This is a genomic window from Sutterella faecalis (assembly GCF_006337085.1).
Taxonomy (GTDB): domain Bacteria; phylum Pseudomonadota; class Gammaproteobacteria; order Burkholderiales; family Burkholderiaceae_F; genus Sutterella; species Sutterella faecalis.
The window spans coordinates 2,251,431-2,270,181 of record NZ_CP040882.1 but is presented as its reverse complement, the minus strand read 5'-3'; the positions used below and the strand labels follow the sequence as shown (position 1 = coordinate 2,270,181).

The window sequence follows — 18,751 nt, the reverse complement described above, 5'->3', positions numbered from 1 at the left end:
GACTCGGACTTCCACTTTAGTCCTCGCTCGCGAATTCGCCAAGGCGTTCGCCCCATTCATAGAGCGCGCCCAGGATTTCCTGATGCATTTCGTCGTCAAACTGACCGCTCTCCTGAGCCCGATCAATTTCTTCAAAGTATTGACTCACGGTAAGCGCCCGGTCTTCGCCTTCCATCAGGCGTCGACGGCAAAGCGCCTTCCAGTGCGCCGCATCTTCTGAAGACAAGGTTTCCGGCCAGTTGCGGGCGCGGTAGCGAAGAAGCATTTCGATGAACTGCGGATCATCAAAGTGAAGCGCTCCGCTTTCAGAGAGTTTTTTGAGATCTTGAGGTGTGGATTCGCGAATTTTCGCGAACTGCACCTTGTCGTTGGCACTAGCGAACCCTGACGAATAAAGCGACGTATCCGGGTCCGGGTGGACTTCAAGCTTTTCATCCGCAAAGCGCATCCCCAGGACTTCCGCGAAAACCGTCTGAATGAGCGGAATGATTTCCTGAAGCTTTGCGAGGTTCTGCTGAACCACCTCGAAATCGATGCCGTACTGCGCTGCCCGGTCTCGCGAGAGCACGCGAAGGTTCGAGCAGACAAAGGGCGACGCATTGGCCTTCAGCTGACGGATCGGCAGGCGGGCTACACCTGCCGCACGATCTTCAGCCGTCGGGAATGCTCGTTTGCGGAAGTCGTCAAGTGAAAGCGTGCGCAGAATCGTGGGATCCTCCATCAGATCCCACATCCAGCAATCGTTCTTGTCCTGATAGAAGCAGGCGGCAATGCCGGTGCATCCACGCGCGATGCCGAAGCGGGGCGTTACCCACACGACCGGCTTGGTGTCGCCGATGGCCGCAAGCACCTTTTCTTTCGTACGATTTTCAAAGGCCCACTGCCAAAGACGAGGCTCTTTCTCAGCGAGAAGTCTTGCAAGTCCGATCGTCGCCTCAACGTCCGAAAGCGCATCGTGAGCATGTCCATGCTCAATGCCGTTGGCTATGGTCAGAAATTCGAGCTTGAAGCAGACGCCGCTTCTGCCGGCAGCTTTCGGGTACACCGCCGGATCAATCTCTTCCCACTTCGGCCACTTGATGGCGTCGCCGCGGAGCGCCCAGGCGGCGCAGACGACAGGGAAAAGATCCCACCGGGAGCAGCCGTTCGCCCAGCTGTGCTGATAAGCGTCGAGGAAATTGCGCCAGAAAAGGAAGCGATTCACTTCATCGTCAAATCCGAGCGTGTTGTAGCCGATGCTCACCGTTCCGGGAGTATTCATCCGCTCCCAGACATCGCGCGCGAACTCGGTTTCCTTCAATCCCTTTTCTTCGCAGAGCTGCGGTGTAATGCCTGTGAGAAGCGAGCTCTCCGGGCTTGGCAGCTGATCCATGGACGGGCGGCAATAGAAAACCTCACCCTCCGACACGGGCTCAAAATCGAGGCCCGTACGGCGGCCTGCAAATTGTGCGGGACGATTCCGCTTCGGATCAACGCCGAAGGTTTCGTAGTCATACCAGTAGAAAGTGGGGTTCCGGGGCTTCATTTGCGTCATCTGCTTCAAATTTCCTGTCTTACTCTGTCGACTTACGCGAGGATCACGTCCCACTCTTCCTGCGAATAGGCGGCTTCCACCTCGAGAAGAATAGGTCTTTCAACCGACTGCTGAAGGAGTTCGAGCGCCTGGGATTCCTCTTCGAGGAGCAGGTCAATAACCGTCTGACTGGCAAGAATCCGATATTCCTTCATGTCTTTATATTGCTTCGAAAGCCTCACGATCTCGCGGAGGATCTCATAGCAAACCGTCCTTGCCGTCTTGATTTCGCCGCGTCCCCCGCAAATCGGGCAGGTTTCGCAGAGCACATGCGCGAGCGATTCCCGCGTGCGCTTTCTGGTCATGGCTACGAGCCCAAGCTCATTGAAGCCGCTCACGGTCATCTTGGTGCGGTCGTGCGCGACCGCACGCCGCAGTTCGCTCAAAACTGCCTCACGGTGCTCATCCTTCGCCATATCGATGAAGTCGACGATGATGATGCCGCCCAGGTTCCTGAGCCTCAGCTGCCGTGCAATGACCTGCGCCGCCTCGAGATTGGTTTTAAAAACCGTATCGCTGAAGTCGCGTTTTCCCACGTAGGCGCCGGTATTGACGTCGATCGTCGTCATTGCCTCGGTCTGGTCGAAAACGAGATAGCCGCCGCTCTTAAGGTCCACCCGGCGGCCGAGCGCCTTCTCGAGCTCCGCGTCAATGCCGTAGAGCTCAAAGAGGGGCGTCTCGCCTTCATAGAAATGAAGCTTTTCCGCCGCTGTGGGAACAAACTGTCGGGCAAATGCCTGGAGGGCCTTGAATTCGCTTCGCTCATCCACCTCAATCGAAGCAGTTTCCTCATGCACGAGGTCACGAAGCACCCTTTGCGAAAGCGTGAGATCCTGATAGAGGAGCTTCGGCCCCTTCGCTTCGCGCGCCTTCTGCTGAATTTCCTTCCAGAGGTGCGCAAGGTAGGTCATGTCCGTGCGGAACTCTTCTTCCGTCGCGCCTTCCTCAGCGCTCGTGCGCACAATGTAGCCGCCTTTTTCTTCCGGGGGACGAAGTGCAGTCACTTCTTCCCGAAGCCGTTCGCGAAGCGCTTCGTCATCGATGCGCTGAGAGACGCCGATGTGCGTGTCGTTAGGCAGATAAACAAGCTTTCTGCCAGCGAGCGAAATCGTTGTCGTGAGCCTCGCGCCCTTCGTTCCGATCGGGTCCTTCGCGACCTGCACCATCAGGCGCTGCCCCTCATGAAGAAGCGTTTCGATCGGGCGAAGCGTTCCGGTTTCGGTGCGCGCCCCTTCAATCTCTGCAATATGAAGGAAAGCCGTGCGCTCAAGCCCAACATTCAGAAAGGCGCTCTGCATGCCAGGAAGCACGCGGACTACCTGACCGTAATAGACGTTTCCTACGAGGCCCCGTGCGCACATGCGCTCAACGAGGATGTCCTTCAGGATGCCGTCCTCTAAAATGGCAACTCGCGCTTCCTCGCGGGAGCTGTTGATAAGGATTTGTTCCACGTATTCTCCAGCGCTTTAATAGAAGCGCCCCTTGATTTTCACTGTTGCGCTCATTCTATAGGCGCCCGACATCCTGCATGATCCTCATTACCGGCGGAGCCGGCTTTATCGGCTCAAACTTCATTCTCGAGTGGCTTCAGCATCATCAGGAGCCTGTGGTGAACTTTGATGCGCTCACCTACGCCGGGAATCTTGAGAACCTGAATTCTGTCAAAGGCGACCCGCGCTACCGCTTTGTCCTCGGGAATGTTGCCGACACTGATGCAGTTGCTGAAGCTTTCGACCGCTTTCATCCAAGAGCCGTTATTCACTTTGCGGCGGAAAGTCACGTGGACCGCTCGATTTCCGGCCCAAAGATCTTCATTGAAACCAATGTGCTCGGTACGGCCACGCTCCTTGAAGCCGCCCGCCGCTACAAAGATTCATTGAGCGAGGATGAGCGCACCGCTTTCCGCTTCATCAACATTTCAACGGATGAGGTCTATGGATTCCTGACGAAGGAAGCTCCGCCCGCCGTTGAAGAAACGCCTTTTGACCCGAGCAGCCCCTATTCGGCCAGCAAGGCTGCGCAGGACCAGCTCGGCCGCGCCTATGCCCGGACATATGGGATGCCCGTCATCACCGTACGCTGCACGAACAACTATGGGCCGCGTCAGTACCCCGAGAAGCTCACGCCCAGCGTGATTAAAAAAGCGCTCTCCGGCGAACCGATACCCGTTTACGGAAGCGGCCTTCAGATCCGCGACTGGATCCATGTTTCAGACTTCTGTCGTGCAATCACGCTGATTCTCGAAAAAGGAATCCCGGGGGAAATCTACAACGTGGGCGCAAGCAACGAACGCACGAATCTCGAATACATCGAGCGCATCTGCACTCGCCTTGACGAGCTGAAGCCCAGCCCTCAGGGGTCTTATGCTGAACTCATCCGGCATGTCTCCGATCGTCCGGGCCATGATGTTCGATATGGACTCAATGCCGGAAAGCTTCGCCGGGCGCTCGGCTGGAAGCCATTGGTAGAGTTCTCCACTGGCCTGGATGCCACGCTTCACTGGTATCTTGCTCACTTCTCCCTGCAAGGTAAGGAACCATAAAAATGAAAATCCTGATCGTGTCCCTGCGTTATCTCGGCGACTGCCTTCTTGCAGCAGCGCTTGCTCCGGCGATAAAGGAGAAGCTCCCGGACGCTCAGGTTGACCTTCTTACCTTCAAGGACAATCGAGGAATTCTTGAAGGCATTTCTGCCATCGACAACGTCATCGGCGTTGAGCACCATCCCAATAAATTCCGGCAGGCGCTTGATCACATCCGGTCATGGAACAGCTATGACTGGGCGCTGTCCCGCATGAACAACACTCGAGCGACGCTTTACTGCTGGGCGAGCGCCAAACATCAGATCATGCCGCCCACTGCAGGGAAAAGTTCCGACCTTTGGATTCGTATGCTCATTACAAATTTCACGCGACCGGCTCCTGGTCACATGCTCGACATTCTTTCCTCGCTCGCTGAACCCGTGATCGGAGCCAACGCTGTTATTCGTCCTGTAGCGCCTGATGCGGAACTCTCCGGTGACCTGCGCAATGAGCTGGCCCGACTGGGGCCCTACATTGCCTGTCATCCCTGCTCCCGCTATCAGGATAAAAACTGGTCCATTTCAGGTTGGAAAAAGTTGCTGCAGGAAACCATCAATGCCGGATATGGAATCTGCCTCACAGGTGGCCCTAGCGAAACTGAAAAAAAATACATTCAGTCAATTACAGAAGATCTCCCTCAAGAAAAACTCTGTGTTATCGCAGGAAGAGCGTCTTTTGGACAAACCGGCAGAGCTATCCGGGAAGCGCGGGCTTATGTAGGCGTAGATACCGCTACTACGCATATAGCCGCAGCCACAGGCACTCCATGCATTGCGCTTTTTGGTCCCACATCCGTGGAAACCTGGGGACCAGCCCCTCAATCAGGCCTTCCGCATAATTTCAACAACAAGCTTGACTTGCAGACAATTGGCAACACCACCATTGTCCGTCGAGATAACCCTGAACCTTGCGGCGGCTGCCGGAGTCATAACCATCTGTGCGCGCATTTCACACCCCCGGAACTTTCCCGCTGCATGCAGAGCATTCCAGCCGAAAAGGTCTGGAGAGTACTTTCAAATGTTCTTTGAATGGTGCTGGAAAACACGAACGGACATGAACACGCCAACGAGGAGCAATACCATGCCGATGCTCATGAGTGCCGTCGGCATTTGTTCCCGCATGATGTGCGCATAGATGACGGCAAAGATCGTTTCAAAAATAATCATCTGTCCGCCCAACGCCCTCGGCAGGCGCTGACTCATGGCATTCCAGAAGCAAATCGCGAGCCATGAGCAGACCAATCCCAGAAAAACAACGCCCGCTGCAAACTTTTCCGGGGTCTCGCCAAGTGCATGCATGATTCCGCCATCATTCCAGACATACCAGATAAGACCTACCAGTGATGCAGGGAGTGCTCCTGCTCCCTGAGCGGCCGTCCAGAACATCGGAGACATCTTGCCTCGGTGCCGAATGAGCCATTCTGCATTGCTTAAGGGATACCAGGTCCAGACAAGCAGGCTGAGAAAGGCATAGAAGACGCCAAGCCAGAAGCCTGAAGGCGGCTCTGACGATGTCTGAAGAAAGTATGCAAACTCGGTCCAGTTGAGACATACCATTCCGGCTCCAACCACTGAAAGCGGAAGGACAAGCTTCCCCCAGGCAACCCCATGTCCGACGCGGGCTGCTGAGAGATTCGCAACGATTGCCACGCTGATGGGAATAACGGCAGTGAAGGCTCCGGCAATTGGAGCACCGGCTAGTTGAACGGCTGAAGCCAAAAGCCAGTAGAAAAAGAGGTTGCCGATGACTCCCAGAGCGATCGCACTCCACCAGTCGCCCGCTGTCATCTGACGCACATACCGCAGGTTGAAGAAGAGCAGAGCCGTCGACAAGGCTCCGAAGATGGTGTAGCGCGCCAGTGCGATCAACAGGGGATCATAAGCGGCAAGCCAGAGCGGGATCATGTAGACCAGTCCCCAGAGCGCGCAGGCGGCAACACCGTATATAAAACCGGTCAGCATCATGATTTTTTCTAGGATCCCGTAAAAGAAAAAGGCGCACCTCTTAAAGCACGCCCTTCGAACATTACCCGTTCTTTTCGTCAGCTGCTTCTGCTGAACTGAATCGTGTAGAGATGATGGTAGAACCCCTGACGCTCAAGGAGCTCTTCGTGACTGCCGATCTCGGCAATGCCGCCGTCACGCATGACCACAATGCGGTCTGCATTGATGATCGTCGAGAGTCGATGAGCAACCACAAAAGACGTACGCCCTTTGAGAAGCGTATCGAGCGACTTCTGAATATGCTTTTCGCTCTCCGTATCCAGTGCACTGGTGGCTTCGTCAAGAAGCAGCACGGGAGCATTTTTGAGGAAAGCTCGCGCAATGGAAAGGCGCTGACGCTGACCACCCGACAGCATGCTGCCGTTGGCACCAACCTGTGTGTCAAGTCCATCGGGTAAGGTCTTAAGAAAATCCGTCAGCGCAGCAGCTTCTGCCGCGGCCTCTATCTGCTCACGCGTCACGGAATCTTTGCAACCGTAGGCAATGTTGTTTGCGATGGTATCGTCAAAAATCACAACATCCTGACTCACCAAAGCAATCTGCCGCCTCAGACTTTCAAGGGTAAGTTCCTTCTGCGGAATACCATCAAAGTAAATCTCGCCCTCTGTCGGATTCCAAAATCTCGGAATCAGGTTGATGAGCGTGGATTTACCGGCACCGGATGACCCCACAAGAGCGATCATTTCACCAGGCTTCACGTCCAGGGTGAAGTTAGTAACTGTCGCCTTTTCTGCACCTGGATACGTAAAGCCTACATGATCGAAGATAACCTCCCCCTGAATGCGCTTAACGTCCTGCGTCCCTTCATCTTTCTCCGGTATCTCATCAACCATCTTGAAAAGACTTTCTGCGGCAGCTGTCATGGCGGCCGTTGAGCCCATCACATTGGAAAGATGCTTGATGGGGGGGAGCAGGAGAAGCATGGCAGAGAGGAATGTTGTGAATTCCCCCATAGTCAGCAACCCAGCCTGAGCCTGGAGCAAAGCGAACACAACAACAATGGAGACTCCGCACATAGATACAAGCTGAGTCAGCGGAGTCCCTGCGGCCTTAATCTGTTGTGTTTTAAGCGTCAGATCCTTGAGAAGCTCATTTACTGCGCGAAAGCGCTGACGCTCATATTCATAGCCGTTATAAATCTTTACAACGCGCTCACCGTTGTAAGTTTCCTGAATCGTCCCGATCAGCTTGCCAAAACTTTTCTGCTGTCTAGAAGTCAAGCGTTTGATGTGCTTGGTGACCCACCGCAGAATGAGGTAAAGAAGCGGACCTGTCACGAAAGTGACAATCGTCAGCAGCCAGTTGTGCCAGATCAGCACGGCAAGGAGACAGACAATCTGTATGCAGTCACGGATGATCGTTGTCATCACTGATGCAGCACTTGAAAGTGCCGTAGCCGCTTCATTGATGAACTTCGCCTGAACTTCCCCACAACGATATTTAAGAAAGAGCTCGTCACCCCATCTAAGCATTCGATCGAACATGAGGGTTCTAATTTCCAGCAGAACACCCTGTGACGCACGTACAAGCAGGAACTGGCTGAAATATTGTGTTCCACCATGAAGAACCGAAATACCTATCAGCGCGAGCGGGGCAAGATAAAGAACAATTGGATCTTGTTGATAAAACCCCATGTCCGTGAGCTTCCCGAGCACAAGGGCAATCAATGAAGATGCACCACCCCCAAGGATCATGCATACGGCAGCACCGATTATGTAGCCCTTATAGGGAGGCAGGTACTGGAAGAGCCTCATGAGCTGAGGGTTACCTAAAATCGGTATGGTAGTTTCAAGTTTCATAGTGACGATTATGCTTGTAGATGCGTCATGATACTAGCTATATCAGCTTAGACCTCTGAGTCAAATACTCTCCCATCACTCCTTACGAAGAAAAATGAAATCGGATCTGTCGCTTGCAATCGCCTGCCAGTCAATACGTCTGGATGGTGGCATGGGTCGCTACATCCTTGACCTCATAGAAGGTCTTAACTCCCTAGGTATTCATCCAACCATTTTTACCAAGAAAATTGACCCTTCTGTCTGCCAAAATCTGCGATTCGAATCCGTTGTCATCAACTGCAAGTTGCTTCCTACAAAGTTACGAGACTACTATTTCAACTTTCGCCTCGATTCATTAATGAAGCATCGGCAATTCGACGCAATCCTATCGACCAATCGTTACCCTGGCGCTACGATTTCGTTTTGCGGCGGAACCCATATTGGTTACCTAAGAGGCATAGGTAAAAAAACTTCATTTTTCGACAAAAAAATGATTGCGCTTGAATCAAAGTGCTATCAGCAAAGTCAACTCGTTATTGCTCATTCTGATGGCATGAGCCGCGAAATTTGTGATCTATACGGCATCTCTAAAGAGAAGGTGCAGACTGTTTACCCGCCGATTGATGGAACCCGTTTCAATGCAGAACCCGCCACCGCAGCTGAAATTCAATCTTTTAGAGAGGCGTTTGGAGTTCCTAAAGATCACACTGTTTTTCTGATTCCCTCTGCGGGCAGTCAATACGTCAAAGGGATGGACATTCTCCAGCGCTTTTTCAGCAGCACTGCACTACCTGTTACGCTCCTCGTCGCCGGGCGTCCCGTAGAGGAGGTAAGGAACGTTAAGTACATTGGCTTCCGCAAGGATATGGAACGTGTCTATAAACTTGTGGACTATACGATCCTTGCTTCCCGCTACGAAGCTTTTGGACTTGTCGCAGTCGAAAGCGTTTTTTCCGGAACTCCAGTTGTCCTTACCCCCAACGTGTATTCCAATGAAGTGATCGCACCGGATGGCAAAATTATCCTGGATACGAGCTCCGATTCCAGCATTACCATTGCAATTCAGAACGCAATCATGAACAAGCATCGCCTCAGCAATGCTGCTCAGTTGGTATCCCCTCAGTACACGCCATATGAGCATGCAAAGCGAGTGCTGACAGCAGCTCATTTAATTTGAGATTCACTTCGAAATGACCCAAATTCTTTGCAGACTTCCCAATCATGTCGGCGACTGCTGCATGGCACTGCCTGGCCTCAGGCTTCTGGAGGCAAGTGGCCTCACACCAGTTCTGACCGGCAAGCGCTGGGCGGAGGATCTTCTTGCGGGGACGGGCTGGCGCTTTGAACCGATTGAAGGTCACGTCACTGAAGATTTTTCACGCATCCGTAATATTGCGCGGCACTTCGGTACGGCACCCAAAGGTTTGCTTTTTCCAAATTCCTTAAGTTCTGCACTTCTCTACGCGTTGGGTGGCATTAAAAGCGCCGGTTATCCAACCGACTGGCGTCGACTATTCCTCGACAAGTCCGTCCCCGAACCCGGAAAAATGCACGAGGTCGAACGCTTTTTCACTCTGGCTCACGGAGCTCTTGAAGCATGGGACATCAAGCCCGCATGGGATAAGGTTCCGCCGTCTCTCGGTCTGACGCCGCTGAAGCGCCATGAGGCAGGTGCACGAAATCTGATGCAGGAACTCAAGATCCCCGAAAATTTTGCGCTTCTTGCACCTATTGCCCGCGGCCTTCATCACGGCAAAAAGAAGCATTGGGAACATTTCAATGCGCTCTGCACACCGTTGAGAGATCTTGGCATTGAACCCGTCGTCTTCCCGTCAGTGCGCGAGGCAGATTTAGCCCGTGCCGCATGTCCGGATGCCATGATCTGCCCGCCGACAACGCTCGGCACGCTTGCCGCGCTTGCCAAGCGCTCCCGCATGGTTATTGCGAACGATTCGGGTCTCAGTCATGTGGCGGCGGCTGTCGGCGCTCCTCAGATCACGCTGATCGGCGTCACGGATCCTTCCCGCACGGCTCCCTGGAACCCCAGGGCCATTGTGCTCGGCAAGGAAGGCGCCTGGCCGACGCTGGAAGAAGTGCTGGCAGCCATCAAGAAACTGGCGTCATGAGGCTTCGCCCGACTTCACCATTTCCTCTGCAAGGACTTTCGTTTTCTGCGTAATGAGAAGCCCGCCCAGCATGCGGGCTATCTCATCAACACGCGCCTGTCCGAAAAGCTCCTTGAGGTAGCTTACCGTCTCAAATCCATCAGATATTTTTTCGACCTTGAGATGATGGTCGCCGCAGGCGGCAACCTGAGGAAGATGCGTCACGCAGAGCACCTGACGCGATTCCCCGAGCTTCTTCATCATTCGACCGACCACTTCGCCGGTTGCGCCGCCGACGCCGCTGTCCACCTCGTCGAAAATGAGCGTTGGAACTGTGGTATTGCGCGAGGAAAGCGTAAAGATAGCGAGTCCGATACGTGAAAGCTCGCCGCCGGACGCAACTTTGGCGAGCGGACTCACATCTACCCCCGGGTGTCCGGCCATAAGAAATTCGCATTTTTCCGAGCCATGCTCTGAAGGCGCACACGCTTCCAACGCCACCTCAAAGCGGCCGCCCTTCATGGAAAGATGCTGCATTTCCTCTGTAACGGCCCGGGCAAACTTCTCTGCTGCACTGCGACGCGCCTGGGTAAGAAGCTTCGCCTTGGCATCGTATGCTTTGCGCGCCAGCGCTTCAGCCTTCTGGAGCGCTTCAAGATTTTCTTCGCCCTTAAGCTCCTCCAGACGCTTCCTGCTCTCGGCTTCCAACTCGAAGAGCGCTTCGGGTTCCGTTCGGTATTTCCTTGCCAGGTTGAAGTAGCGCGACACGCGCCTGTCGACCTTTTCAAACCGCGCGCCATCCGTATCCGTACGGTCGAGGATGTTCTCAAGGTCGCCTGCAGCATCGTCAATGAGTTCGGCCGCAGTCGTCAGCGTTTCGCTGATATTTTTGAGCCGCTCATCATATTCGGAAAGCGAGTCAACCCGCATCTGAGCCTTTGTCACCAGGTCTCCCGCAGCATTTTCCCCCTGCGTCAGCCATTCAATCGACTCATTAAGCCCTTCTGTAATGGAAACGGCATGTGCGAGCCGTGAATGTTCCTGATTGAGTTCTTCCCATTCCCCCTTCTTAGGCGAAAGCGCATCCAGGTCCTCAAGGAGCCAGTTGAGCTGCTCAATCCTTGCGGTACGGATATCCGCCCCTGAAGTGGCCTCTGCCAATCTGCGCGCAGCCGCGCTCCACTCTGCATGCGCATTTTTAACTTCGCCGAGAATCGCCGCATCCTCGGCGTATGCGTCCAGAAGCTTCAGCTGGCATTGAGGCTTCAGGAGGAGCTGGTGCGCATGCTGCCCTTGGATGTCGGCAAGCGTATCCCCGAGTTCCCTGAGCTGCGAGAGCGTCACGGAAATACCGTTAATCCATGCGCGGGAGCGCCCATTGCGGTCAATGGCGCGACGCACCAGAACACTCCCCGCGCCGGTTTCAAGAAGATCGTTTTCCTCAAGCCAATGACGGGACGCATCACCCAGGGAAAATTCCGCAATGATGTTTGCTCGCTCACAGCCCTGCCTCACCAGATCCGCATCGCCTCGACCGCCTCTGATGAGCTGTATGGCGTCAATCAGAATCGATTTGCCGGCACCGGTCTCGCCGGTCAGCACCGTAAAGCCTGAAGAGAGATCAAGCGAAAGCTGATCAACAATGACGAAATCCTTGAGATTGAGCGTTGTGAGCATGAAGGGCCCCTCAGGCCGAAAAAGAGATTACTGAGCAGGGTCCGCAGAGTCCTTCCTATGCACGCTCGCCGGCGAGAAATTCCACTTGAGCTTGCGGCGGAGCAGCTCGAAATAGTCGTAATTGAGCGGGTGAAGAATTTCAATCGTGCGCGATGACTGTTCGATCCTCAGCACATCGCCCGGGATGACGTCGCAGAATTCCTGCATATCGAAATAGGCAACAGCATCTCTGGCGCTCACGAGCTCAATTTCGATTTTGAGATTGGCCGGGAGCACAATCGGACGGTTCGAAAGCGTATGCGGAGCAACCGGCACCAGCTGCACGGCTTCAAGCGAAGGATGGAGAATAGGACCGCCCGCAGCAAGCGCATAAGCCGTGGATCCCGTTGAAGTCGAGCAAATAATGCCGTCAGCAGACTGACTGCTCATCTGGCGTCCGTCTACATAAATGATGAAATCCACCATGCCGCCGGCACGGCCATGGCTGAAGCCTATGTCGTTGACTGCGGAATTGCGGCAAATCTCTTTTCCGTTGCGAAGCACAACGCCCTCGAGGAGATGCCTGCGATCGGACGAACATTCCCCTCGAAGCATGGCCGGGAGCACCGTATCCACGTCCTCGAGCACAACGTCGGTAATAAAGCCGAGACGCCCGGCATTAACGCCGATGAGCGGACATTCGCAGCCCGCGATCTCTCTCGCGACCCCGAGTATCGTCCCGTCTCCGCCAAGCACAACTGCCGCGTCGCAAAGTTCGCCGAGCTCTCTGCGCGCATGTCCCCTAAACGCCATCCGGCCTTCAAGTGTTTGAGCCGCACGCTCTTCAAGCAGGACTTCATACCCCTGAGAAGAGAGCACCTTGACAATATGCTCAAGGGGAACGCAAAGACTTTCCGTAGGCTTGACGAATACGCCGATCTTCTTCATGTCGTGCATCAGAGTTCACCGGAATAATGTTTTAGAAAATAATACTTAGCGTACTTATTCATCGTATAAACGGCATTATTAACCGAGAAGATGAATCCCGCCTTTCCATCCAGGAATCCTCTGTTAAGAAGGTAGATCTTAAAAAAGGACCAGAGCGGCCTGCCTACGACATCCCTTAGGAAGTAAACACTCTTTTGTTCAGATAAATAACGATCCGCAGCCAGATCGCTATAGAGGTTCAGCTTATTGATGTATTGCTTCCAAGTGCGGTATGGATAATGAATCAACCCTTCAGACTGAAGACGTTTTTTAGGGCACCCGACACGGATTTCAGGATGCACCTGGCCAAAAATTTCAATCTTTGTTCTGGGTGCAAACCGGCATACCCAGTCTGGGCGCAATGCACCATGAGTCACACTAATATTTTTAAATTTATTATGCCTTTGCACAAGATAGGCGACATCTTCCCCCTCGGCAGCCTGCTTTAATTTGCTTGCCAAATCCGGTGTGATCCGCTCATCTGCATCCATAAGCATCACCCAGTACTCAGATGCCTGAGCGATGCCAAAATTCTGCTGTGCCGCCCAATCCCCATTCAGGGCTCGATGAAAAATTTTTGCACCGAATCTTTCAGCGATAGAGAGCGTATTGTCCGTACTTCCATCGTCAATCAAAATAATTTCGTCAGCAAAAGAGCAGCTTTTTAGACAAGCCTCGAGGTTAATTTCCTCATTTCTTGTCATAAGAACAATGGAAATTCCTTTTTTCATCTCAGACCTTCTGCAAGTTGTCCTTTCTGATATATGAAAGGCCCCAGAGAATTGCTCCGGAGCCTTCCTCTGTCGGCGAATGAAGCGCTTTCAGCCGCTCAATTACTCTTCGTCAACGACGCCCACAGCCACAGCGTGGAAGCCCGCGTCAACGTAGACGATGTCGCCCGTAATGCCGCTCGAAAGATCCGAAAGCAGGAAGGCAGCCGTATTGCCGACTTCCTGAATCGTCACCGTGCGGCCGAGAGGCGCTGTCTTTTCCATCACATGGAGGAGCTTTGAGAAGCCCTTGATGCCGGAGGCGGCAAGCGTCTTGATGGGGCCGGCGGAAATGGCGTTCGCGCGGATGCCTTCGCGGCCGAGGCTCACGGCAAGATAGCGGGTCGAGGATTCAAGCGCCGCCTTGGCAAGACCCATCGTGTTGTAGTTGGGAACGACACGTTCGCCGCCAAGATAGGTGAGCGAGAGGATCGACGCCTGACGCCCCTTCATGAGGGGAAGGAAAGCCTTCGCGAGCGCAGGATAGGAATAAGCGGAGATATCCATTGCAACGCGGAAAGCTTCGCGCGAGATGCCTTCGAGGAAGTCTCCGGCAATGGCTTCGCGGGGCGCAAAGCCGATCGAGTGCACAAAACCGTCGAGATAGCCCCACTTTGCTTCCAGCGCCTTCACCGCGGCATCAATCTGATCGTCCTTCGACACATCAATCTGAAGAACAATGTCGCTGCCGAATTCCGCAGCGAAGTCCTGAAGACGCTCACGGAAGCGTTCGTCCGAATAGGAGAAGGCAAGTTCCGCGCCTTCACGATGGCAGGCCTGAGCAATGCCGTAGGCGATGGAACGGTTGGAAATCACGCCCGTGATCAGAATCTTCTTGCCGGTGAGGAAGCCCATGCTGGATCTCTTGGAAAAATATTGGTTAGGAAATTTCTTCCGGCAGAAAGATGCTCTGCCGGGAAACAATCAATGTTGAAGCTGTTAATTTTAGGCGGATGAGGACTTCATCCGCCATAAAGAGCTGTAATCGGTCAGGGGAGCTTCAACTCCTGCCCCACCGAGAGGCGATTGTTTCGAAGGTTGTTTATGCGCTTCAGTTCTGCGATGGAGGTGCTGTTCGCTGCCGCAATCGCTGAAAGCGTATCGCCTGAACGGACGATGTAGACGCGATCCGCAGATGCGGCATTCTTTTGAGCATCCAATCGGCTGGCAGTGGCCGGAATCACCAGACGCTGACCGACGGAGAGTCGATTGGAACGCAGACCATTCGCAGAGCGGAGCTTGGCAACGGTCGTGCCGTAGCGCCCGGCGATGCCGGAGAGCGTATCGCCGGAACGGACAACGTGTTCCGTTGTCTTGGGGCTTGAAGCCGTTACCGGCTTCGGAGGCTCTCTGGGCTCATCCCCTTCAGGAATCTCCAGGCGCTGACCAACCTGAAGCCGCGAGGATGAAAGTCGATTGAGTCGACGAAGCTTCGTAACGGAAACACCGTAGCGCCCTGCGATTGTCGAGAGCGTATCTCCGGATCGGACCGTATAAATAACGCTTGAAGGCTCCACATTCGCTTCACCCGTTCTCGGAATGCGCAGGCGCTGTCCCGCACGAATGGTGTTCCCCGAAAGCCTGTTCGTCATTCTGAGGTCATCGACGGAAACGCCATAGCGGCGGGCGATGTTGAAGAGTGAATCACCACTTCTCACGGCATAAATAATATGACCGCCCGAAGCCTGACTCTTCGAAGAAGTTTTCGAGGCCGCAACAATAGGCGAGCGCGCCACATTGGGAACCGTGAGTACAAGGCGCTGGCCGACGCGCAGGCTGTCGGAGCGCAGACGGTTGGCCTGAACGATCGACTTCACCGTGATATGCCAGCGCCGGGCAATGGTGGAAAGCGTATCGCCGCTTCTGACGCGGTAGGTCACCCGGCGCCAGGTTGTGAGGGGCGAAAGCCGAAGCCTTGCATCCGCCTCTTCCGCAGAAATATCCGCCTGCTCATCGCCTTCGGCGAGAACGAGGAGCGTCGAATTCTCGAGCACCTTCCGCCCTTCCGGAATGCCGTTCACTTCGCGCAGGAAGGACTCCGTCATGCCGGAGCGTTCGGCCACTTCGGCCAGAGATTCGCCGCTCCGGAGACGGTAGGTCGTCCAGTGCGAAAGAGGCTGCCCGGAATCCATCCAGCTCGCGAGATTGTCCACGAAAAAGTCGAGACGATCGGCCGGGAGCAGCATCACGTTGTTGTGAGAAGCCACAATCACCGGGAGCTTGAAGCTCGGATTCAACGCCCGGAAATCCGCCTCCGTCATGCCGGCAAGCTCCGCCGCCGTCTTGAGATCAATGTCTCGGGGCTTGGTTACGCGAACAAAGAAGGGTTCGTTGCCGACATCGGGAAGTTCAATGCCGTATTTTCCCGGATCGCTCACAATGCGCTTGATGGCTTCGAGCTTCGGCACGTAGTTGGCCGTTTCCCGGGGCATCCTCAGGTGCGCATAGTCAGCGAGCATTTTCTGGCGCTTGGCTCGGGCAATTGCACGCTGAACGCTCCCTTCGCCCCAGTTGTAGGCCGCAAGCGCAAGCTGCCAGTCGTTGAAGAGTCCGTGAAGGTATTCAAAATAATCAAGCGCCGCACGGGTGCTTTCGAGCACGTCCCGACGATCATCTCGCCAGAGATTCTGTTCCAGCGCGTAGTTTTTGCCCGTTGCCGGCATAAACTGCCAGAGACCTGAAGCCTTCGCGCGAGAAAGGGCTTCAGGCTGGAAGGCGCTCTCCACGAAAGGGAGGAGCGCAAGTTCCGTCGGAAGGTGCCTTGCCTCGACTTCCTCGACGATGTTGTAGAGGTAGCGGCTTGCGCGCAGGGCCATCCGCCGGACATAGTCCGGGTCCTTCGCATAAAAATCCGTCCAGCGATCTACCGCCGCGGAATTGAGATTAGGAATAGCGAAGCCCGATCGAATGCGAGCCCAGACGTTCGCCGGAATGTCGGATTCGCGCGAAAGCGCTGCTTCGCTTGCCGCCTCCTCTACCTGCACCGCACCTTCCTCGGGAGGAATGGTTTCATCTGTCGCAGCCGCTGTCGAAAAACTCAATGAAACGAGCGCGCCCAGAAGGGTCAATGAGCGAAGGGCATGGAAACCAGAAGGCATGGCGCTGAAAAGAAAGAGAGGAAAAACAAATCAGGACAATAAGCGATTAATCTTAATGCCTGCATGAATGCGGACTTCGACTGAAGCCGCTCAGGATTCTTGGGAACTGCCCCAAATTACGCAACGAATTGTTATTCCCGCCTACTCTGATGCCCGCACTCACTTTTCAGGATTTCCTGCTTTCCGCTCCTGGCGAACTTCTTCTTGAATGGGAGAAAAAAGCCTACAGCGAGCTGACGGCAGATGTCTTCGGCTCCTGCGCGCTTCAGATCGGCATGCCCCAGCTCGATACGCTCGCCGCAAACCGCATGCAGGCGCACTGGCTTATTGACCCCCGGGGCAATCTTTGCGACCCGAAATTCACGCTCAACCGGATTGTGGCGGATCCGTCGCAGCTCCCGATTCTGAACGAATCCATGGATCTGGTGACGCTTCCGCATACGCTGGATCTTGCTTCGAATCCGCAGCAAATCCTTCGCGAGGCGGTGCGGGTGCTGGAGCCCGAAGGAAGGCTCATCCTGACGGCATTCAATTCGCTCGGCCTCTGGTGGCTGAGGCAGCAGACCGTGAAGCTCGGCTGCAGGCCCTACCTTCCGACGGAGCTCGTGCCGATATCGCTCTACCGCCTGAAGGACTGGCTCGCGCTTCTGGGTCTTGAGGTCGACCGCGGAATTTTCGGCATTTATGCGCCCGGCTTCCGGAGCTTGAAGAGACTTCATGCCTGGTCCTGGCTCAATAAAGCGGGAGACCGCTGGATGCCGCAGTTTTCCAACCTTTTCCTGCTCTCTGCCGTAAAGCGCCTTCCCGGCCCCCGCATCGTGAGCTGCGAATCAATGCAGAAGCTCCCGGGTAAAATGCCTGCCCCCGGAGTGCCTGCGGCATCTTCGACAACCCATTCCACGCTTCTTGGGAAAAAACTCTAATGGCTGATTCCTCGCCTAAAGTGCTCGAAATCTGGACCGACGGCGCCTGCAAGGGCAATCCCGGCGTCGGCGGCTGGGGCGCATTCCTCGTCTGGGGAGAGCATCGCCTCGAACTTTACGACGGCGCAAAGATCACCACGAACAACCAGATGGAGCTTACTGCCGTCATTTCCGCGCTCTCCGCCGTGAAGCGGCCCTGCCCGATCATCATCCACACCGACAGCAGCTACGTGAAGGACGGCATCACAACCTGGATTCACAACTGGAAGCGGCGCGGCTGGAAGAAAGGAAGCAAGGGTGAAATCAAGAATATTGAACTCTGGCAGGAGCTCGATCGCCTCGCCTCGCAGCACCAGATTGAATGGCGCTGGGTAAAGGGCCACGCAGGAAACCCGGGCAATGAAAAAGCCGATCAGCTTGCTAATTTAGGCGTGGAAGCTGCGCTCGGCAGAAGACCGGCCAAGCGTTCCTGAAATCGAAAAGGTACCGTAAATACGGTATGGTTCAGAACTTTTCCTTGCAAACGACCTTTCTTCAGGTAATATTTCGCTTCTCGCAAATGCGCGGTTAGCTCAGGGGTAGAGCACTGCCTTCACACGGCAGGGGTCACTGGTTCAATCCCAGTACCGCGTACCAGAATTCTTCAGAAGGCCTGCTCCCACTAGGTAGCGGGCCTTTTGTTTTGCCCTGATTTAGACATGACGAAGGAGCGCTCGCGCGCTCCTCCTGCGGGATTTCTGAGTTTCTGCGGGACGCAGGATCTCAGACTTCTTCCTTGCGCTTGCGTTCCTTCTCGCGGCAGTCGTGGCAAACGCCGTAGAGAACGAGCGAATGATCGGTCATTTCATACCCTAAGCGGGAAGAGACCTGCCGCTGAGCCTTTTCGATCTCAGGATCGACAAACTCCTCGACCTTGCCGCAGCGCACGCAGACGATATGATCGTGGTGACGGCCTTCCTGGAGCTCATAAATCGCTCTGCCCTCGTCGAAATCGTGACGCACGAGAATGCCGGCGTTTTCGAACTGCGTGAGCACGCGGTAAACCGTGGCGAGCCCGATATCGCTGTTTTCATTCAGGAGAAGCTTGTAGACTTCTTCGGCAGAAAGATGGCGCTTGCCGGCTTCCTGCGACTCAGAAAGCTTCTGAAATAAATCTAGAATTTTGAGTCGAGGCACCGTAACCTTGAGACCCATGGTCTTCAAGTCGGCGGACTGCTGCATCTGTGTTGCTTCCTTCACGGCAAAGCTACCCTGTCTGAGTTCTTTGAGTTCTTTAT

16 protein-coding genes and 1 tRNA gene are annotated in these 18,751 nt (G+C 54.6%); 7 read left to right on the top strand and 10 right to left on the bottom strand.

Annotation, left to right across the window (positions count from 1 at the left end; translation table 11 throughout):
• Positions 1-16 precede the first annotated feature (16 nt).
• Together sbcB and rng are read right to left on the bottom strand one after the other, a co-directional pair.
• Positions 17-1,534 (bottom strand): exodeoxyribonuclease I, encoded by a 1,518-nt coding sequence (gene sbcB / locus FG381_RS09625; protein WP_226960230.1) that lies wholly within the window; start codon positions 1,532-1,534, stop codon positions 17-19.
• A gap of 32 nt (positions 1,535-1,566) precedes the next feature.
• Complete coding sequence (rng, locus tag FG381_RS09620) at positions 1,567-3,024, bottom strand: ribonuclease G (protein WP_139688596.1); 1,458 nt, start codon at positions 3,022-3,024, stop codon at positions 1,567-1,569.
• A gap of 77 nt (positions 3,025-3,101) precedes the next feature.
• Here rng and rfbB point away from each other — a divergent pair, with 77 nt between their 5' ends.
• Together rfbB and FG381_RS09610 are read left to right on the top strand one after the other, a co-directional pair.
• A complete protein-coding gene (gene rfbB, locus FG381_RS09615) occupies positions 3,102-4,115 on the top strand; it encodes a dTDP-glucose 4,6-dehydratase (protein ID WP_139688595.1) in 1,014 nt (337 codons plus the stop codon).
• Between the two features lie 2 nt (positions 4,116-4,117).
• Positions 4,118-5,182, top strand: a complete 1,065-nt coding sequence (locus FG381_RS09610; protein WP_139688594.1) for a glycosyltransferase family 9 protein — start codon at positions 4,118-4,120, stop codon at positions 5,180-5,182.
• Here FG381_RS09610 and FG381_RS09605 read toward each other — a convergent pair.
• Both FG381_RS09605 and msbA read right to left on the bottom strand, forming a co-directional pair.
• Entirely contained in the window at positions 5,168-6,118 is a 951-nt protein-coding gene (locus FG381_RS09605) for a DMT family transporter (RefSeq protein WP_226960229.1), read from the bottom strand. The genes FG381_RS09610 and FG381_RS09605 overlap by 15 nt on opposite strands.
• Before the next feature lie 77 nt (positions 6,119-6,195).
• The gene (gene msbA / locus FG381_RS09600) at positions 6,196-7,956 is read right to left on the bottom strand and encodes a lipid A export permease/ATP-binding protein MsbA (RefSeq protein ID WP_226960228.1); all 1,761 of its coding nucleotides are present in this window, start codon (positions 7,954-7,956) and stop codon (positions 6,196-6,198) included.
• A 151-nt stretch (positions 7,957-8,107) separates the two neighbouring features.
• On the opposite strand from msbA, the gene FG381_RS09595 reads away from it, so the two are divergent.
• Complete coding sequence (locus tag FG381_RS09595) at positions 8,108-9,112, top strand: glycosyltransferase (protein WP_165697862.1); 1,005 nt, start codon at positions 8,108-8,110, stop codon at positions 9,110-9,112.
• 13 nt (positions 9,113-9,125) lie between these two features.
• Entirely contained in the window at positions 9,126-10,061 is a 936-nt protein-coding gene (locus FG381_RS09590; protein WP_139688592.1) for a glycosyltransferase family 9 protein, read from the top strand.
• Here FG381_RS09590 and recN read toward each other — a convergent pair.
• The 5 genes from recN to FG381_RS09565 all read right to left on the bottom strand — a co-directional run bounded on the left by recN (position 10,056) and on the right by FG381_RS09565 (position 16,494).
• Positions 10,056-11,717 carry a DNA repair protein RecN gene (recN, locus tag FG381_RS09585; protein ID WP_139688591.1) on the bottom strand — a complete coding sequence of 554 codons (1,662 nt, stop codon included), beginning with the start codon at positions 11,715-11,717 and terminating at the stop codon, positions 10,056-10,058. The genes FG381_RS09590 and recN overlap by 6 nt on opposite strands.
• A gap of 27 nt (positions 11,718-11,744) precedes the next feature.
• On the bottom strand, positions 11,745-12,653 hold the full coding sequence (locus FG381_RS09580; protein WP_226960227.1) for an NAD(+)/NADH kinase: 909 nt from the start codon (positions 12,651-12,653) through the stop codon (positions 11,745-11,747).
• Positions 12,653-13,414: a glycosyltransferase family 2 protein gene (locus FG381_RS09575; protein ID WP_139688590.1), complete on the bottom strand. Its 762-nt coding sequence runs from the start codon at positions 13,412-13,414 to the stop codon at positions 12,653-12,655. The genes FG381_RS09580 and FG381_RS09575 overlap by 1 nt, the downstream gene beginning before the upstream one ends.
• 102 nt (positions 13,415-13,516) lie before the next feature.
• On the bottom strand, positions 13,517-14,308 hold the full coding sequence (gene fabI, locus FG381_RS09570) for an enoyl-ACP reductase FabI (protein WP_139688589.1): 792 nt from the start codon (positions 14,306-14,308) through the stop codon (positions 13,517-13,519).
• Between the two features lie 134 nt (positions 14,309-14,442).
• Complete coding sequence (locus FG381_RS09565) at positions 14,443-16,494, bottom strand: lytic transglycosylase (RefSeq protein WP_226960226.1); 2,052 nt, start codon at positions 16,492-16,494, stop codon at positions 14,443-14,445.
• A gap of 206 nt (positions 16,495-16,700) precedes the next feature.
• On the opposite strand from FG381_RS09565, the gene FG381_RS09560 reads away from it, so the two are divergent.
• From FG381_RS09560 to FG381_RS09550, 3 genes are all read left to right on the top strand, one after another.
• Complete coding sequence (locus FG381_RS09560; protein ID WP_139688587.1) at positions 16,701-17,474, top strand: class I SAM-dependent methyltransferase; 774 nt, start codon at positions 16,701-16,703, stop codon at positions 17,472-17,474.
• Positions 17,474-17,947, top strand: coding sequence for a ribonuclease HI (rnhA, locus tag FG381_RS09555; RefSeq protein WP_139688586.1), 474 nt, complete (start codon positions 17,474-17,476; stop codon positions 17,945-17,947). The genes FG381_RS09560 and rnhA overlap by 1 nt, the downstream gene beginning before the upstream one ends.
• 88 nt (positions 17,948-18,035) lie before the next feature.
• Positions 18,036-18,110 (top strand) — tRNA-Val (locus tag FG381_RS09550).
• A 126-nt stretch (positions 18,111-18,236) separates the two neighbouring features.
• Here the strand turns inward: FG381_RS09550 and fur are convergent.
• A complete protein-coding gene (gene fur, locus FG381_RS09545) occupies positions 18,237-18,695 on the bottom strand; it encodes a ferric iron uptake transcriptional regulator (RefSeq protein ID WP_174857863.1) in 459 nt (152 codons plus the stop codon).
• Between the last annotated feature and the right edge of the window lie 56 nt (positions 18,696-18,751).

Coding starts and splice junctions, on each gene's coding strand:
- sbcB (WP_226960230.1), bottom strand. CDS start 1,534: ATGACGCAAATGAAGCCCCGGAACCCCACTTTCTACTGGTATGACTAC.
- rfbB (WP_139688595.1), top strand. CDS start 3,102: ATGATCCTCATTACCGGCGGAGCCGGCTTTATCGGCTCAAACTTCATT.
- FG381_RS09610 (WP_139688594.1), top strand. CDS start 4,118: ATGAAAATCCTGATCGTGTCCCTGCGTTATCTCGGCGACTGCCTTCTT.
- FG381_RS09605 (WP_226960229.1), bottom strand. CDS start 6,118: ATGATGCTGACCGGTTTTATATACGGTGTTGCCGCCTGCGCGCTCTGG.
- msbA (WP_226960228.1), bottom strand. CDS start 7,956: ATGAAACTTGAAACTACCATACCGATTTTAGGTAACCCTCAGCTCATG.
- FG381_RS09595 (WP_165697862.1), top strand. CDS start 8,108: ATGGGTCGCTACATCCTTGACCTCATAGAAGGTCTTAACTCCCTAGGT.
- FG381_RS09590 (WP_139688592.1), top strand. CDS start 9,126: ATGACCCAAATTCTTTGCAGACTTCCCAATCATGTCGGCGACTGCTGC.
- recN (WP_139688591.1), bottom strand. CDS start 11,717: ATGCTCACAACGCTCAATCTCAAGGATTTCGTCATTGTTGATCAGCTT.
- FG381_RS09580 (WP_226960227.1), bottom strand. CDS start 12,653: ATGCACGACATGAAGAAGATCGGCGTATTCGTCAAGCCTACGGAAAGT.
- FG381_RS09575 (WP_139688590.1), bottom strand. CDS start 13,414: ATGAAAAAAGGAATTTCCATTGTTCTTATGACAAGAAATGAGGAAATT.
- fabI (WP_139688589.1), bottom strand. CDS start 14,308: ATGGGCTTCCTCACCGGCAAGAAGATTCTGATCACGGGCGTGATTTCC.
- FG381_RS09560 (WP_139688587.1), top strand. CDS start 16,701: ATGCCCGCACTCACTTTTCAGGATTTCCTGCTTTCCGCTCCTGGCGAA.
- rnhA (WP_139688586.1), top strand. CDS start 17,474: ATGGCTGATTCCTCGCCTAAAGTGCTCGAAATCTGGACCGACGGCGCC.
- fur (WP_174857863.1), bottom strand. CDS start 18,695: ATGCAGCAGTCCGCCGACTTGAAGACCATGGGTCTCAAGGTTACGGTG.